Annotated in this window: 14 protein-coding genes; 12 read left to right on the top strand and 2 right to left on the bottom strand. The window is 64.2% G+C overall.

Annotated elements, in window-relative coordinates; genetic code table 11:
* Window positions 1-50: 50 nt before the first annotated feature.
* Window positions 51-1472, bottom strand: coding sequence for a collagen-like triple helix repeat-containing protein (locus HWX39_RS23100; RefSeq protein WP_175970136.1), 1422 nt, complete (start codon window positions 1470-1472; stop codon window positions 51-53).
* A gap of 40 nt (window positions 1473-1512) precedes the next feature.
* Window positions 1513-3096, bottom strand: coding sequence for a collagen-like triple helix repeat-containing protein (locus tag HWX39_RS23095; protein WP_175970135.1), 1584 nt, complete (start codon window positions 3094-3096; stop codon window positions 1513-1515).
* Between the two features lie 677 nt (window positions 3097-3773).
* Here HWX39_RS23095 and HWX39_RS23090 point away from each other — a divergent pair.
* The 12 genes from HWX39_RS23090 (at window position 3774) to HWX39_RS23035 (ending at window position 15371) form a co-directional block, all read left to right on the top strand.
* Window positions 3774-3992, top strand: coding sequence for a Flp family type IVb pilin (locus tag HWX39_RS23090; protein WP_175970134.1), 219 nt, complete (start codon window positions 3774-3776; stop codon window positions 3990-3992).
* A 96-nt stretch (window positions 3993-4088) separates the two neighbouring features.
* Window positions 4089-4589 (top strand): prepilin peptidase, encoded by a 501-nt coding sequence (locus HWX39_RS23085; RefSeq protein ID WP_175970133.1) that lies wholly within the window; start codon window positions 4089-4091, stop codon window positions 4587-4589.
* Window positions 4586-5032: a TadE/TadG family type IV pilus assembly protein gene (locus tag HWX39_RS23080; protein ID WP_175970132.1), complete on the top strand. Its 447-nt coding sequence runs from the start codon at window positions 4586-4588 to the stop codon at window positions 5030-5032. Before HWX39_RS23085 ends, HWX39_RS23080 begins: the two co-directional genes overlap by 4 nt.
* Window positions 5033-5099: 67 nt before the next feature.
* Entirely contained in the window at window positions 5100-6026 is a 927-nt protein-coding gene (cpaB, locus tag HWX39_RS23075; protein ID WP_175970131.1) for a Flp pilus assembly protein CpaB, read from the top strand.
* Between the two features lie 65 nt (window positions 6027-6091).
* Window positions 6092-7423, top strand: a complete 1332-nt coding sequence (locus HWX39_RS23070) for a type II and III secretion system protein family protein (protein ID WP_175970180.1) — start codon at window positions 6092-6094, stop codon at window positions 7421-7423.
* Between the two features lie 60 nt (window positions 7424-7483).
* Complete coding sequence (locus HWX39_RS23065) at window positions 7484-8758, top strand: fimbrial protein (RefSeq protein ID WP_175970130.1); 1275 nt, start codon at window positions 7484-7486, stop codon at window positions 8756-8758.
* A gap of 3 nt (window positions 8759-8761) precedes the next feature.
* Window positions 8762-10132: a CpaF family protein gene (locus tag HWX39_RS23060; protein WP_175970129.1), complete on the top strand. Its 1371-nt coding sequence runs from the start codon at window positions 8762-8764 to the stop codon at window positions 10130-10132.
* The gene (locus HWX39_RS23055) at window positions 10125-11126 is read left to right on the top strand and encodes a type II secretion system F family protein (RefSeq protein WP_175970128.1); all 1002 of its coding nucleotides are present in this window, start codon (window positions 10125-10127) and stop codon (window positions 11124-11126) included. Before HWX39_RS23060 ends, HWX39_RS23055 begins: the two co-directional genes overlap by 8 nt.
* A 4-nt stretch (window positions 11127-11130) precedes the next feature.
* The gene (locus tag HWX39_RS23050) at window positions 11131-12123 is read left to right on the top strand and encodes a type II secretion system F family protein (protein ID WP_175970127.1); all 993 of its coding nucleotides are present in this window, start codon (window positions 11131-11133) and stop codon (window positions 12121-12123) included.
* 18 nt (window positions 12124-12141) lie between these two features.
* Window positions 12142-12984 (top strand): pilus assembly protein, encoded by an 843-nt coding sequence (locus HWX39_RS23045; protein WP_175970126.1) that lies wholly within the window; start codon window positions 12142-12144, stop codon window positions 12982-12984.
* Window positions 12985-13004: 20 nt separating this feature from the next.
* Window positions 13005-13334 (top strand): DUF3613 domain-containing protein, encoded by a 330-nt coding sequence (locus HWX39_RS23040; protein WP_175970125.1) that lies wholly within the window; start codon window positions 13005-13007, stop codon window positions 13332-13334.
* A 3-nt stretch (window positions 13335-13337) separates the two neighbouring features.
* On the top strand, window positions 13338-15371 hold the full coding sequence (locus tag HWX39_RS23035) for a pilus assembly protein TadG-related protein (RefSeq protein WP_347879595.1): 2034 nt from the start codon (window positions 13338-13340) through the stop codon (window positions 15369-15371).
* Window positions 15372-15474 lie beyond the last annotated feature (103 nt).

Below are 15474 nucleotides of genomic sequence, written 5' to 3'. Positions count from 1 at the left end.
TTTGTACGGTCGCGCCATCCGCTCCGGCTGCGAAGGTGCGACCGTCCTCCTTATTTGCCAACGCTACCCAGCGTACCCAGCAATCCCGTTACCGGTGCCAGCAGACCCGTCGAGCCGCCGCCCGACGTCGCCGTACCCGTGACGCTGCCGACCAGCGACGTGACCGGCGCGAGCGGGCTCGCGCCACCGGATCCTGCTGCACCGCCAACTGCTCCGGTGACAGTATTCAGCAAACCGGTGACAGGCGCGAGAGGGTTTGCACTGCCTGCACCACCCGTTGCGCCGCCGAGCGTGCCCGTGACCGTCGACACGAGATTCGTGACCGGGGCGAGCGGGCCGCCGCTGCCGCCCGCCGCACCGCTCAGTGCGCCGGTAACGGTGGAGACGAGGCCCGTGACGGGTGCGAGCGGGCCGCTGCCCGAGCCGCCGGTTGCGCCGCCGAGTGCGCCGGTGAGCGAGCCGAGCGGCGTCGAGCCGAGACCCGACAGCAGGCCGCCGAGCGGATTCGTCGAGCCGGAACCCGACGACGTGCCGTTCTGTACGGTCGCCGTCGAGCCGCCGACGAGGCTCGTGATCAGGCCGGGGATCGGTGCCGCGCCGTTCGGGCCGTTCGGGTTGACGAGGCCACCCGCGTTGGTCACGGTGTTGCCGACCGCAGTCACGAGTTGACCCACGTCGCCGACGAGCGGCTGGCTTGACGTGCCGCCAACCTGCTTGCCGGCCGAGCTGATCGCGCCGCCGACCTGGCCGAGCAGGCCCGAGACGGGTTGGCCGAGGCCGGTCGTCGTGCCGACCTGTTGCGTGACCTGGCCGGCGGTGATCACGAGTGGCGTGATCGCCGAGCTGAGCGGCTGCGTCACCTGCTGCACCGCGCCCGACGACAGCGTCGAGCCGATCGTCGTGCCGGCGGCCGTCAAGCCGTTGGCCACCGTGTCGAGCACGGTGCCGACCGGGGTCGTGACGGGCGCGAGCGGCGCGAGCGGGCCCGTGCCGAGTGCCTTGACCGTCGAGCTCAGCCCGGACACCGTGTTGCTCGTCGCGCCGACCACATTGCCGAGGCCAGCGACGGTTGTGCCGACCGGATCCTTAGTCGTGCCGATCTGTCCCAGCCCGTTGCTCACGGCATCGGCGGCTGCGCCGACGATCGTGCCGGTGCTGGAGAGCGTGCTGCCGACGCCCTTCGTCACGCCGTCGCCGAGGCCCGGCACGCTGATGTTGCCGACCGTGCTGCCGAGGTCGGTGGCTGTCTGGCCAACCGTGCTGACGACACCCTTGGTGCCGGTTGACGTGCCGCTGGTGCCGCTCGTGCTCGGCGTGCCGCTCGTGCTGCTGGGGTTGTTGTTGCTGCTGGTCGGCGGCGAGCTCACGCCGCCGCCGCCGCAGGCGGCCAGCAGGCAGGCGGCGGCGAAGGCGGTGAGGGGCACGCGCCACTGGCTCAGGGCGGCTGTCGTGAGAGAACGTTGCTGGGACATGATTGACTCCTCGCTGTCTTGTCGATTGATGGATGTTGGTTTACTTGCCGTGCGTGCCGCCGAGCAGGCCACCGATCAGCGACGTGACGGGCGCGAGCGGATTCGACGACGAGCCCGAATTCGTCACTGCGCCCGTACCGCCGGTCAATGCCGGTGCGCCGACTGCGCTGGTCACCGTGGAGACGGCGTTCGTCACCGGGGCGAGCGGGCTGCTGCCGCCTGCACCGCCTGTCGCGCTGCCGAGTGCACCCGTCACCGCGCCGAGGAGACCCGTGACCGGGGCGAGCGGGCTGCTGCTGCCGCCCGTTGCGCCGCCGAGTGCGCCCGTGACCGTGGAGACGAGGCCGGTGACCGGGGCGAGCGGACCGCCGCTGCCGCCTGCTGCGCCGCCGAGTGCACCGGTAACCGTGGAGACGAGGCCGGTGACCGGGGCGAGCGGACCGCCGCCGCCGCCTGCTGCGCCGCCGAGTGCACCGGTAACCGTGGAGACGAGGCCGGTGACCGGAGCGAGCGGGCCGCTGCCGCCGCCCGTTGCGCCGCCGAGTGCGCCCGTGACCGTCGAGACGAGGCCAGTGAGCGGTGCGAGCGGGTTGGTCACGCCACCGGTGCCGCCCGTGAGCAGGCCGCCGACGGCCTTCACGGTGTTGCCCGTCGACGAGACCGTGTTGCCAAGGCCGGTCGTGACGGGGTTGCCGCCCGTCGACGCGAGCAGGGCGCCGGCCTGGTTCAGGCCGTTGCCGACCGTGCCGAGCAGTGTATTGACGGGCGCGCCGAGGCCGGTCGCCGTGCCGATCGTCTGGGTCGTCTGGCCGACCATCGTCGTGATCGGCGTGATGGCAGAGCTGACCGTCTGCGTGACTTGCTGGATCGGGCCGGTCGACAGTGCGTTGGTGAGGGTGGTGCCGCCGTTCGAGACGGCACCGCCGAGCGTCGACACGAGGCCGCCGACGGCGCCCGTGACCGGTGCGAGCGGTGACAGGGGCCCGCTGCCGAGGCTCGTGACCAGGTTGCCGGTCTGCGTGACTGCGCCGCCGAGCTGGTTGACCACGCCGCCCGTGCTGGCGAGCGTCGTGCCGAGCGGATCCTTCGTCGCGCCGAGCTGGCCGAGACCGTTGCCGAGTGCGGTCACCGCACCGCCGACGCTTTGCACGATGCCGCCGGCGGCTTGCGTGGTGGCCGGGTTGACGCCCGGCAGCGACTGGCTGCCGATGACGGAGCCGAGACCCGAGACGGTTCCGCCGACACCCGTGACGATGTTGCTGCTGCTTGCGAGGACAGTTCCCACTGGGTTCGACGACACACCCGAGGTGCCCGAGGTACCGCTCGTGCCCGACGTGCCGCTGGTGCCGCTCGTACCCGAGGTTCCGCTGGTGCCGGACGTACCGCTCGTGCCTGAGGTTCCGCTGGTGCCGGACGTGCCGCTCGTACCCGAGGTTCCGCTCGAGCCGGACGTGCCGCCGCCCGAAGTCGAGATCGAATCGCCGCCGCCGGAGCTCGAGCCGCCGCCAAGACCCTGGCTGATGGAGCCGGAACCACCGCACGCGGAGAGGGAAAGCATGGCTGCAACGGTGGCCGCGATCAGAGTCGTCCGGAACACGCCATGGGGGATAACCTTAATGTCCATTTTGTCCTCGCATTAAAAATGTGTTGTGAACTGCGTTGTGTTGAGTGGTGCGAGAACTACTCTGCAACTGTCGTGCCATTTCGATGGCCGACGGTTCGACAACAGGTTTTAAACGGGGCAATTCCTTGTCGGAAAAGGAGGTTATGGAAATTGAAAGATTGTTGAATCTTTTTAAGGGCAGACGAATGAGAACGGTTTCGAGCGTTGCGTAACGTAACGTCACAACATTGGCGTTACGCGTACGACGTAACGTGGGGGATGCGCAGGCTTGGTGGACGAGGCAATTGTTTTACTGGTGGATTAGGTGTGCACATCTAACCTATCGTAAATCCTATGTGTAAGCCGTACCGAAACGCCGTACAAATACGTTGTGCTTCCGGTCATTTTTTTCCATCCAAGTCGTTGAAAGAGGTTGGAAATTAAATGGGATCGGATATAGAATCCGAAGCAGATGTAAGGAAATGTACGGTTCGGTACACAGCGTTCGAGGAGGATCACTATCGCGAATGTTAACTTGCATCAAATGTTGAGCCATGCCCCTCGGGGCAACCTATAAAGAAAGCGCACCCGGTTGACGTCGCAGCAGATGTGGCGAACAGCGCGGGGCAATGGCCGGATATGCGGGGACGTTTACGTATAAAAGGCCAAAGAACGTAAATACAGGCACGAGGAATAAAATGAAAGCAATCATCAAGCGTTTCCTTAAGGAAGAAGACGGGGTTACCGCGATCGAGTATGGTCTGATTGCGGGTCTCATTGCTGTCGCAATCGTTGCCGGGGTGACGAACATCGGCAGTAGTCTTGGAAACATGTTCACCAATCTTGGCACTTGCGTGTCCTCCCCTTCGGCTACCAACTGTTCTGCCAGCGCGATCCGGGCAACCCCGGCGGGCTAAGCTGACACTTCTGTTTCGGGAGTCGTCTTGGCGCAGTAGCGGGCGGATTGCCTCGGTAATCCGCTCGCCCTCGTATTTGCTGCGGATCGTGGCGCGATGGGACATATTATTTTCAGCGGGGTATTTCTGACCTGGGCAGGTTTTGTCGTGGTCAGCGATATTCGTTTCCGCCGTATTTCGAACGCGCTTGTTCTGGTCGGACTGGTCGGCGGGTTCGGCGGCGCATGCGTGGCCGCGAATCCATTTGGCATTTCCATGCTTCAGTCAATGGTCGGCTTGCTGGTCGGCTTGATTGGGCTTATGCCGTTCTTCCTTCTACGCATGATGGGCGCAGCCGATGTAAAGATTTTTGCCGTGCTCGGCATCTGGTGTGGTGCGCATGCGCTGCTTGGACTGTGGGTGGCCGCCAGTCTGGTTGCGGGCCTGCATGCGTTCTCGCTGATGGTGCTGTCGCGCACCTCGCTCGGGGGCTTGTGGCGACCGCGCGAGCCTGCGCTGAGACTCGGGAGATATAGGGCAACGCCCTATGCCGCATGCCTTGCGGTGCCGGCTGCCGTATGGCTGATCTATCTTGCGGCAGCGGGGGGCGTGCAATGAAACGGCAGAACGCCTGGCGAGGACGTCGGCGGCAACGCGGAGCGACAGCGGTCGAGTTTGCGATCGTGTTTCCGCTGTTCTTCGTGATTTTCTACGCGATTCTGAGTTTCGGGATGATTTTTCTCATTCAGCAGAGCTTGACTTTGGCGGCAAGCGAGGGCGCGCGCGCTGGGTTGAGCTACGCACCTGATCTCACGGCACGCGTCGCGAACGCGAAGGCGACAACCCAGAACGTCCTCGGCTGGCTGAACAGTAGTCCGCCCAACGTTGTGGCGCAGCAGTGCAACTACAACGGGACGCCGACGCCGTTGCTGTACTGCCTGACGGTCACGGTGAGCTATACGCCGGACAACTGGATGACGATCATGCCGTTCCTGGGAACATTCATGACGGCACCGTTGACGGGCTCGGCAGTGGTGCAAATCCCGCAGGCCATGCTGTGAGCACGCCATCCACGAATCACGTAGCAAGAAGCTAACTGGATTTTTATTCCTGCATCCATTCGAGAACATGGCCAACAACGTAACGAAGATCATTGCGGGGCTGCTGATTGCGATCGCCGTTCTGCTTGGAATCTATGCATGGGTGCTTGGACGCAGTGCTTCGCGTCCCGTGCCGGTCCAGCAAGTGGCGACGGCAACAGCCGTACCTGTCGTGATTGCGACGCGCACCTTGCCGGGCGGTCAGCCGATCCCGGCTGACGCACTGAAGGTCCAGTCGACCGCGCTAGTACCGGTGGGCGCGTTTAGTGATCCCGTTCCGCTTGTCGGACGCGTGCCGGTTCGGGAAATCCCGGCTTCGGCGCCGGTCGTTGCGGATGCGCTGGTATCGGGGCTTGCCGAAGACGTACAGCCCGGCGAGCGCGCGGTTGCAGTTCGCGTCGACGAATCGAATGCGGTTGGCAACCGGCTGCGGCCCGGCAACTATGTCGACGTGTTCCTGAATCTGAAGCGTGAAGGTGGCGGCACGATGCTGGACGGCGAGGTCTCGCAGACGCAGGCGCGTCTTCTGTTGTCGAAGGTCCGCGTGCTGTCGTTCGGTGATGCGACATCGGATCGCGACAGCGGGAACAACAACGGTGGCAATGGGCAACAGGCCGGCGTCCGCATCGCGGTGCTCGCGGTACCGACCGCGCAGGTCGATGCGCTGACGCTCGGCGAGGCGAGCGGCCGGCTGACGTTCGCCTTGCGTAACCCGCGTGACGACGAGCTCGCGATACAGACGGTTGCGGTACGTACGGACAACAAGCTGTCGCCGTCGGCACTGGCCGCAGCGGGCGTTTCGTTGCAACAACTGTCGGGTACACCTAGAACGCCGGTGGCCAATGTGAGCGTGCCACCTTTACCGCCCCGTTTGCTGCCGGTGGCGCGGCCGAGCGGGGGCGGCGGCAACATCGAAGTGATCCGCGGCGGCCGGTCGGAAACGGTTGCCTATTGAAAGACATCGACGGCCATCGATATCAGCGACGACAAGTAAAGGGCCGCGCGACGGTCTACCAAACGATGAAAAAAACACTGATTGCATTCGCGACTGCCATCTTCACCCTGACTTTCGCATCGCTCGCGACTGCGAGCGACACGATCGAGCTAGCGGTCGGCGCGCAAAGACAGATTTCGGCGAGCCGCACGCTGCAGCGTGTCGCGGTCGGTGATCCTGCGATAGCCGACGTGCTGATTATGAAGGGGAGCCGCTCCGGATCGGTGCTGCTTACCGCGAAGGCGCCCGGCGCGACGAACGTCATGCTGTGGGAGCGCGGTCACGACGAGCCGACGGTCTGGAACGTCGAGGTCGTCGACGCGGCCGCGCAAGCGGTGCTCGACGGCGCTACGCCGCGCGTGAATGCATACGGTGGAACGGCGGTATTGCAGGGCTCTTCGGCGTCGCTCGAGGCGCACGCGCGGGCTGCCGCGGTCGGCAAGAATATGAGCGGGAAGGGGGCCGTGATCGACCGCTCGACGGTTCCCGGCAAGAGTGTCGTGCAGGTCGACGTGCGGGTCGTCGAATTCAGTCGTTCGGTGCTCAAGCAGGTCGGGTTCAATTTCTTCAAGCAAAGCAACGGCTTTTCGTTCGGATCGTTTTCGCCGGGAGGCGTGCAGTCTTATAGCGGAGGGTCCGGCCCAGGTACCGCGGGTTACGTTCCGACTCTCGGATCCCCTGTCGCGTCGGCGTTCAACCTGGTCGTGAACGCCGCCGGGCGCGGCATTTTTGCTGATCTGTCACTGCTCGAGGCGAACAATCTCGCTCGCGTGCTGGCGGAGCCGACGCTGGTCGCGCTGTCCGGGCAGAGCGCGAGCTTTCTCGCGGGCGGCGAGATTCCGGTGCCGTCACCGCAAGGGCTCGGCTCGACCGCGATCCAGTGGAAGCAATATGGCGTCGGGCTCTCGCTGATGCCGACGGTTCTGAGCCCGAACCGGATCGCGTTGAAGGTTGCCCCCGAGTCGAGTCAACTCGACTTCGTGAACAGCGTGACGATCAGCGGCGTTGCGGTGCCCGGCATCACGACTCGCCGCGCGGACACGACCGTCGAGCTCGGCGATGGTGAAAGCTTCGTGATCGGCGGGCTGATCGATCGCCAGACGATGTCGAACGTGAGCAAGGTGCCGTTGCTGGGCGATCTGCCGATTATCGGTACGTTCTTCAAGAATCTGAACTATCAGCAGAACGACAAGGAATTGCTGATCATCGTGACACCTCACCTTGTCGCGCCGATCGCCAAGGGGGCCGTGCTGCCCGCGACGCCCGGAGAGCTGTCCGAGCAGCACGACGGACCGGTCTGGAAATCATATCTGGGCGGAGCTGCGTCGCCGGACGCCGCTCCGGGGTTTTCGAAATGAGTGGGATGTCTCGCGGATTGCGACGCGTCGCCACGCTTTGTGTAGTCGGGAGTGTTCGACATGAACGCGCGAATCCAGTCATTGTGTGAACCCGCCGTGACCGACTATTTCGTTTGCGCGTCACAGCACGAGGCGCATGTCCGCTGGCTGGCCGACACGCTCGTATCGGCCGGTGCGGTCGAAGCTGCGCCGCTCGAGCCGGGCGTACTTGCCCAGCGCATCACGGGGCTCAATCCGGCACTCGTGTTCATCGATTTTTCTGACGGCAGCGCAGCTGCGAGCGTGGTCGCCGCGGCCGTACGTGCATCGCACCCGGGGCTGCCGATCATCGCACTCGGCTCGCTCGCGCAGCCGGAGAGCACGCTCGCCGCATTGCGCGCCGGTGTGCGCGATTTCATCGACGTGTCGGCTGCGGCGGAAGAGGCGTTGCGCACGACGCGCGGGCTGCTGGCAAACGTCGACGAGCCGGCAAGCCGTCACGGCAAGCTCGTCGCATTGCTTGGCGCGCGCGCCGGCATGGGCGTGAGTACGCTCGCGGCGAATCTCGCCGTGTGGCTGCAGAAGCGCGCGGTGACCCCGGGGGCAGCCGGCGAGCCGAATGGCGGCACACCGGCCGGTCGCCAGACAGCGCTCGTCGACCTGGGGCTGCCGGCAGGCGATGGCGCGCTGTTCCTGAATACCCGCTGCGAATTCCATTTCATCGATGCCGTTCACAACCTGCGCCGAATCGACCGGACCTTTGTCAATACCGCGTTGACCCGGCATGAGAGCGGCGTTGCGTTGACGACGTTGCCGGCCGATCTCGGAGGGCTGCGCGACGTCTCGTATGCGTCGTGTGTTGGTTTGTTGAACCGGTTTCGCGCATTCTTCGATCAGCAGGTCGTCGATCTCGGTGGCTTTTCGAACCGCGAGTTCGTTGCCCAGATTACGACCTCGGCCGATGAAGCATGGCTCGTCTGCGATCAGAGCGTCGCGTCGATCGTGTCCGCGGCCGATCTGCTCACTGGGCTGCGCGACGCGGGTGTCGACATCGATCGCGTACGGCTCGTCGTCAACCAGTACGATCCCGCACTCGACCTGACGCCCGCACAGATCGCCGAGCGTCTCGGCCTGGCGCTGGTGGGTACGTTGCCGTCGCGCCGCGTCGCGATCGGCCATGCGGCAAACCAGGGCCGGCTCATCGTCGACATGACGGAGCGCGACCCGTACGTGCGCGCGCTCGAGTCGCTCGCCGCGCGGCTGCCAGGCGTGTCGGTCAGATCGGCCGCTGCGCGACCGGCTTCAGGCCTGTCTGCGCTGAAGCGCTTCATTCAACCCTCGTCCAAGCGGTCGTAAGCGATGGCACACGACATTCAATTCGCCGACGGCGCAGCGCCGTTCTCCCAGACGCAGCAATTCCACGACATCAAGAATGCCGCGCATGAACATTTGCTGACACGCATCGAAGAACTGGGCGCCGAATTTGGCCGATGGTCCCGCCAGGCGATCAATCAGTTCGTCGATCTCGAGATCGACAGCTTCGTGCGTCTGCGCCGCATTCCGCTCAACGAGAACGAGGTGCGGGCGATCGCCGAGGCCCTGACGAAGGAGCTTGCGGGCTTCGGGCCGATCGAGGACCTGCTCGCGGACCCGGCGGTAGAAGACATCCTGATCAACGGCTACAACGACGTGTACGTGTCGCGTCACGGCATCCTCGCGAAGCTGCCGGTGCGCTTTACCGACAACGCGCATCTGCTGCGGATCGTACGCCGGATCCTCGCGCCGATCGGCCGACGTCTCGACGAGTCGAACCCGATGGTCGACGCGCGGTTGCCCGACGGTGGCCGCGTGAACGTCGTGATCGAACCGCTGTCGATCGACGGCCCGGTCGTATCGATCCGGAAGTTCCGCAAGGATCCGCTGAAGCCGTCCGATCTGCTCGGCAACGGGACGTTCAACGAAGAGATCAACACGCTGCTCCAGGCGGCGGTCGAGGCGCGATGCAACATTCTCGTGTCGGGCGGCACGAGTTCCGGCAAGACGTCGTTGCTCAACGCGCTCGCGTTCCACATCCCGGAGATCGAGCGTGTCGTGACGATCGAGGATACGGCGGAACTGTCGCTGAACCACCCGCACGTCGTGCGGCTGGAGAGCCGTCCGGGCGGTTTCGACGGCACCGGTGTCGTGTCGATTCGCGACCTGTTGCGCAATACGCTGCGGATGCGTCCGGACCGGATCATCGTCGGCGAAGTGCGCGGCGGCGAAGTGCTGGAAATGCTGCAGGCGATGAACACGGGCCACGACGGCTCGATGGGCACCGTGCATGCGAGTTCGCCGCGTGAGTGTCTGTACCGTCTCGAGATGCTGGCGGGTTTTGCCGGCTTCCAGGGTACCGAGTCGAGCTTGCGCAGGCAGATCGCGAACGCGATCGACTTCATCGTGCAGATCGGGCGCCTGTCGAACGGGCGGCGCCGAATCCTGTCGATCACCGAAGTGACAGGGCTGTCCGACAACATCATCGCGACGCAAGAGTTGTATCGCTATGAAGCGCGCGTGACTTCGGAGGGTGAGGAAGTCGACCACTGGGAGACGCTGGGCATTCATCCGCATTCGCCGAAGCTCGCGCGCTTCCGCCAGACACTGACGAACGGCGGGTTCGGCGACGGCGGGTTTGGCGGAGGTTTCGGTGGTGGCGGGTTCGGCCGCGGCGGTGGGGGCTTCAATGTATAGCGCGATGGTGTGGGCGCTGGCCTTCGCGATGCTGTGCGTCGCGGCCGCGATGATGCTGTGGCGTCACGCGGAAACCCGTCGCGCACGAACCGACGCCAAGCGCTTCATCGACAGCCGGCTCGAACCCGGCGCACGTGCCGGTGCCGCAGCGCAGGCAGCACGGCCACCGGCGGCAGGTGCCGCGCGCGCGGTGCCGATGCAGCCAAGCGCGGCACGGAACATATCGTCCGACGCATTCTGGGCACATTGGTATGCGACGGCGTCCGAATATCTGTCGAACCTCGCGAGCCGTGCAGGGATAGACGACGCGCGCGGCAAGGCGTTCATCGCGCTTGCAGTGCTTGTCGTGGTTGCATTCGTCGCGGGTAGTCACGGCGGCATGCTCGCATGCTTCGCGGCGCTCATTTGCGGAAGCGCGATACTCGGCGTCTGGCTCGCGTCACGAATTCAGCGGCGGCGATTGAAGATCGTCCGGCAGATCCCGTCGTTCCTCGACGGGATCGTGCGTCTCGTCACGCTGGGCAACAGCGTGCCGGCTGCCTTCCAGGCCGCACTCCTGACGACCGAGGAGCCGCTGCGCGGCTGCCTGGACGTCGTGTCGCGGATGCTGCGCGGCGGTATCGAGATCGATCGCGCGATGATGCACATCGCGAAGATCTACCGGACAGAAGAGTTTGAACTCGTCGGCTCGGTGCTGCGCTTGTCGGTCAAATACGGCGGTCGCGCGGACGTGATGCTCGAGCGGATGTCGGTGTTCATGCGCGATCTCGAGCAGGCCGAACGTGAATTGACTGCGATGTCGTCAGAGACGCGGCTGTCGGCGTTTGTCCTCGTCATGCTGCCGATTGCGATCGGCAGTTTTGTCGTGATGACAAACCCGAGATATCTATACGGGATGTGGGGCGACCCGAGCGGTCGGTCGCTGCTCACGATCGCATTCCTGGCGCAAGTGGCCGGCAGCATATGGCTGTACCGAATGGCTCGGCTCAGGTGAGGCTATGACAGCAAATCAAATCGGAGCGATTGCGCTGGCAGCGGGCGCACTTGGGGTGCTGCTGCTGGGCATGGTTGCCGTGCTGCGTGCGCATGCAGCGGGGCGTGCCGAACGTGCTCTGGTCGATGCGCTGGATCAGCGCATGGCTGCACTCGAGGCAGCGAAAGCACGGACCGCGCCGAACGGCGATACGCTTGCGAAACCCGATGTGCGCGGCGGGCAACGCGTCCAGCGTTTGCTGGACCGGTTGTCGGCGGCGGGCATGCGCTGGCTGGATACGGGATTCGGCAAATACGCCGTCGCGGAAGAGGATCGCCGCCTGCTCGAGCAAGCCGGATATGTCGACGCGCGCACGCGCGGGCTGTTTCTGAGCGCGCGGGTTGCGTGCGGGATCGTGCTGCCGCTGCTGTTTGTGACCTTCGCGAGCGGGCGCATGAAAGGCGGTGTCTGGATGGTCGGCATGTTCGTCGCTTTCGGGCTCGGCTTCATGCTGCCGAAACTCTATGTGCAGCGCCGCGCGGCGTCGCGGCGGCAGAGCGTTGTCGACGAACTGCCGCTGCTCGTCGACATGTTGCGCCTGCTGCAAGGTGTCGGGTTGTCGCTCGATCAGAGCCTGCAGGTCGTGACGAACGATTTTCGCGGGATGCTTCCAGTGCTGTCGTCGGAGGTGGGAATCGCGCAGCGTCAGTTCGCTGCAGGACGTACGCGCGAGCAGTCGTTGCAACGGCTGTCCGGCGGATTCGACAACGAGGATTTGCGCGCGATCGTGCGATTGATGATTCAGGTCGACAAGCATGGTGGTGCGGTGCAGGAGCCGCTCAAGCAGTTCGGCGATCGTTTGCGCGAGACGCGCCGCGCGATGCTGCGCGAACGTATCGGCAGATTGACCGTGAAGATGACGGGCGTCATGGTGCTGACGCTGTTGCCAGCATTGCTGATCGTGACGGCCGGGCCGGGCATGCTGGCAGTAATGCGCGCATTATCGTCGCAGCATTGAAAGACGGAAGGACAGATCATGAAGCGAATCGGCGAAACGGTGACGCGGGCAGGCATGTTGACAGCAGTGCTGCTGCTTGGCGCATGTGCCACCAAGGAAAGCGGGTATGGCGTCGGTGCGCAGACCGAGCGTGCGGCGCTGATGCAGGCAGCAGATCAGAAGCAGTCCGTGCCGGATACGCCGGGGATGTACCTGGGCCTGATTCAGCGCATGCAAACGCAAGGGCTCTATTACGCTTCGCTCGCGCACATCGACGCGTACGACAAGACATACGGCGTCATGCCGGAATCGGTTCTGCTGCGCGCGGATGCGCTGCGGATGACCGATCAGCCGGCCGCGAGCGCGGCCGCGTATAACCAGTTGCTGAAGACGCCGCTTGCTGCGCGCGGCTATCGCGGGCTGGGGTTGCTGGCGGGTGCCGCAGGGGATTTCGACCGTGCGGTGCAGGCATTGACGCAGGCGTCGGAGCTTGCGCCGACGGATCCGTCGCTGCTTTCCGACCTTGCTTACGCGAAGTTGCGCAGCGGCGACGTCGTCGGTTCGCGGGTGCCGCTGATGAAGGCGGCCGAACTCGATCAGCGCAATCCGAAGATCGTCAGCAACCTCGCGCTGTATCTGTTTGCGGCAGGACGTTCGCAGGATGCGCAACGGTTGATGAACCAGCAGCATCTGTCGGCCGATATTCGCAAGGACATCAACAGCGATGCCGCGAAGATCGCTATGGCCGTGCGCGCCCTGCAGCGTGCAGTTGCGACACCACCGGTGGTGTCGCGACGCGGCGCTCCAACACCGATCACGCCGATGGCGAACAACGTTGGCTATGACCAGACAGTGCCGCTGTTGCAACGGTTTGCACAATGAATGGATATCCGGGGAGCAACATGAACGACAACAAACATAATCGAAGCGCACGCATCGGCTGGATCGCGACGTTGGGCGCAATCGCCTGCATCGTAACGAGCTCAGGCGCGGCATATGGTCAACAGGCCGTGGCACCGGGCGCGTCAGACGTTGGCCGTTCCACCAAGGACTGGCTCTCGATGCAGCGTGACAATCGCGCGGCGGCGCCGGCGCAACCGGTGTTCGGCGATGTCGCATCGCTTGCCTACCAGCGCTATCTTGATTCGTTCAAGAACAAGATCCCTGATTCGATAAGTTCGCAACTCGGTGCAACGGGTGGCATGTCAGGCGGCGGGCAGGGCGCGCAATAAGAGATGACCATGCGCGCAGATCAATCGCACGCGGCGCGGCGGTGTGGCGCTGGCGGCCCGGGGAGAAGTCGCCAGCGGGGGAGCGTCGCGGTCATGGCGACGATCTGGGCACTGGTTGCGATTATCGTGCTGGGCGCGATCGACGTCGACCATTTCTATGCTGAAAGACGTCGAATGCAAGCGGCGGCCGATTTGGCCGCGCTGTCAGCGGTGTCGCAAATTGCCAGTGACTCGACTTGTCAGGCAGCGAAGACCGCTGCCGGTCAAATCGCCAACCCATCGAAGAACCCGTTGCCGACAGGTTCGAGCGTCTCCGTGTCTTGCGGCATCTGGTCCGCGCCTCAGGGCAGCGGCAGCGCGCAGTTCACATGGATTTCGGGAGACCCGATCAGCGGTGGCCAATGCGCCGGTCTGTCGGCCGGAACAGTCAATGGGCAATCGACTAATGCGGTTTGTGTCACGGTAGCCGAGCCGGTCGACGGGATATTTCGCGGTGGCGTCACGATCGGTGGATCCGCCATCGCCAAGAGCGTGCCGACCGATACCTTTACGCTGACCACGTCGCTGGCGACATTGAACGGCGGCTTGGCCAATCAGTTGCTCAAGGTGCTGACGGGGTCTCCGAATGCGCTGAGTCTGCAGGTTCTCGACTACCAGGGGCTGGCACAAGTCAATCTGAAACTGGCCGGCATTCTCGCCAATCTGCCGGTCGGCACGACCACAGGCGTATTGAACGGTACCGTGACGCTCGGGCAACTGGCGAACGCCGCAGTGCAGGCGGCGACGCAGCAGAATCTGGTCGGGGCGAACCTGAACGTTCTGAACGCGATTGTCGCTGCGCTCTGTTCCGGCAGCGTCTGCGGCGGTCCGCAGATCGCGCTCGGCCAACTGGTTTCTGCTGCTACCGCTACGGGAACCTCCGCCGTCGACGCCAGCGTCAATGCACTCGGATTGCTGTCGACGGCATTGCAGATCGCGAACGGCACGAATTCGGTCAACATCCCCAGCGTCACGGTTCAGACGCCCACCTTGCTCGCGCCGCTGCTGAACGTGAACGTATCGGGTTCGGTCAAACTCGGTGCGAATCCGCCGTCCACCGCGAGCGGTCCGCCGGGGCCGTCGAACTGCGGGACGTCCAATTGCACGACCAACACGTCGACCGCGCAGGGGAACATTTTCCTCAATACGTCGATATCGTTGCTGTCGACCTGTCCGACCGGCGGGCTGGTCTATCCGGGGGGCACGTGCCCGTCGGGTAGTCCCACGCCGCTCGCGGCGGTGCAACTGCCGATCACCGCCTATGTGGCACCGGCAACGGCGGGCCTGGCGTCGGTCACCTGTACTGCGGACGGCACGAAAAGTGCGACGGTGAACGTGCAGACCGGATTGGTTGCCGTGTATCTCGGCGGCTCGGCGAATACGCCGATCAACCTCAATGCACCGAGTGGATATACACAGAACGGTAGCGCAACACCGATAACGCTGGTGTCCGTCAACCTGCAGAGCCTGCTCAATCTGCTGAACTTGGGCGGTCTGATTTCCGGGTTGTCGACGTTGGTCAAGACCTTGACGCTCGGGCTCCTCGACCTGAGCCAGATCTCGGTCAACATTAACCTGACGCCTGGACAGTTGACCATTCCTGTTGCCAATCAGAGTGCGACACCATTGGCGTTTACCTATCCTGGTCCTGGATCATCCGCGTCGCCGGCTCCTGCATCGCCATACATGTTGAGCACCGGCACGGATCAGATTCTGTCACCCGCGGTTCAGAGCGCACTTAACAGTGGGCTGTCGATCCAGTTGACCGCCAACAGCGGTTTGCTCGCATTGCTGGGCGATGTTGTCACGCCGGTGCTGAACGTCGTTCTCGGGCCGATTTTGTCCGCACTGGGAACTACACTCGTCCCGCTGCTCCTGCAACCGATTGATTCGCTCCTGACCTCGGTCACGGGTCTGCTCGGCCTCAGCCTCGGGAATGCCTATGTCACGAACACACCGGACTCGATCAAATGCGGTAACCCCATGCTGGTTCAATAAATGCCTGAACGTTCCGTCATCAAAGCAGGCAGTGTCGCTGCCGCCTGCATTCGCTCACTGAGCAGCAATGCCGAGCAACTTGTCAATTACTGAAGCCGCACCC

The organism is Burkholderia sp. BCC0322, assembly GCF_902833045.1.
Classification (GTDB): Bacteria; Pseudomonadota; Gammaproteobacteria; order Burkholderiales; family Burkholderiaceae; genus Burkholderia.
This window is presented reverse-complemented; position numbering and strand designations above follow the sequence as displayed.

Excerpts from the sequence above, each read along its gene's own strand:
- HWX39_RS23080 (WP_175970132.1), top strand. The coding sequence starts at position 4,586 with ATGAAACGGCAGAACGCCTGGCGAGGACGTCGGCGGCAACGCGGAGCG.
- HWX39_RS23045 (WP_175970126.1), top strand. The coding sequence starts at position 12,142 with ATGAAGCGAATCGGCGAAACGGTGACGCGGGCAGGCATGTTGACAGCA.
- HWX39_RS23035 (WP_347879595.1), top strand. The coding sequence starts at position 13,338 with ATGACCATGCGCGCAGATCAATCGCACGCGGCGCGGCGGTGTGGCGCT.
- HWX39_RS23095 (WP_175970135.1), bottom strand. The coding sequence starts at position 3,096 with ATGGACATTAAGGTTATCCCCCATGGCGTGTTCCGGACGACTCTGATC.
- HWX39_RS23085 (WP_175970133.1), top strand. The coding sequence starts at position 4,089 with ATGGGACATATTATTTTCAGCGGGGTATTTCTGACCTGGGCAGGTTTT.
- HWX39_RS23070 (WP_175970180.1), top strand. The coding sequence starts at position 6,092 with ATGAAAAAAACACTGATTGCATTCGCGACTGCCATCTTCACCCTGACT.
- HWX39_RS23040 (WP_175970125.1), top strand. The coding sequence starts at position 13,005 with ATGAACGACAACAAACATAATCGAAGCGCACGCATCGGCTGGATCGCG.
- HWX39_RS23055 (WP_175970128.1), top strand. The coding sequence starts at position 10,125 with ATGTATAGCGCGATGGTGTGGGCGCTGGCCTTCGCGATGCTGTGCGTC.
- HWX39_RS23065 (WP_175970130.1), top strand. The coding sequence starts at position 7,484 with ATGAACGCGCGAATCCAGTCATTGTGTGAACCCGCCGTGACCGACTAT.
- HWX39_RS23090 (WP_175970134.1), top strand. The coding sequence starts at position 3,774 with ATGAAAGCAATCATCAAGCGTTTCCTTAAGGAAGAAGACGGGGTTACC.
- HWX39_RS23050 (WP_175970127.1), top strand. The coding sequence starts at position 11,131 with ATGACAGCAAATCAAATCGGAGCGATTGCGCTGGCAGCGGGCGCACTT.
- cpaB (WP_175970131.1), top strand. The coding sequence starts at position 5,100 with ATGGCCAACAACGTAACGAAGATCATTGCGGGGCTGCTGATTGCGATC.
- HWX39_RS23100 (WP_175970136.1), bottom strand. The coding sequence starts at position 1,472 with ATGTCCCAGCAACGTTCTCTCACGACAGCCGCCCTGAGCCAGTGGCGC.
- HWX39_RS23060 (WP_175970129.1), top strand. The coding sequence starts at position 8,762 with ATGGCACACGACATTCAATTCGCCGACGGCGCAGCGCCGTTCTCCCAG.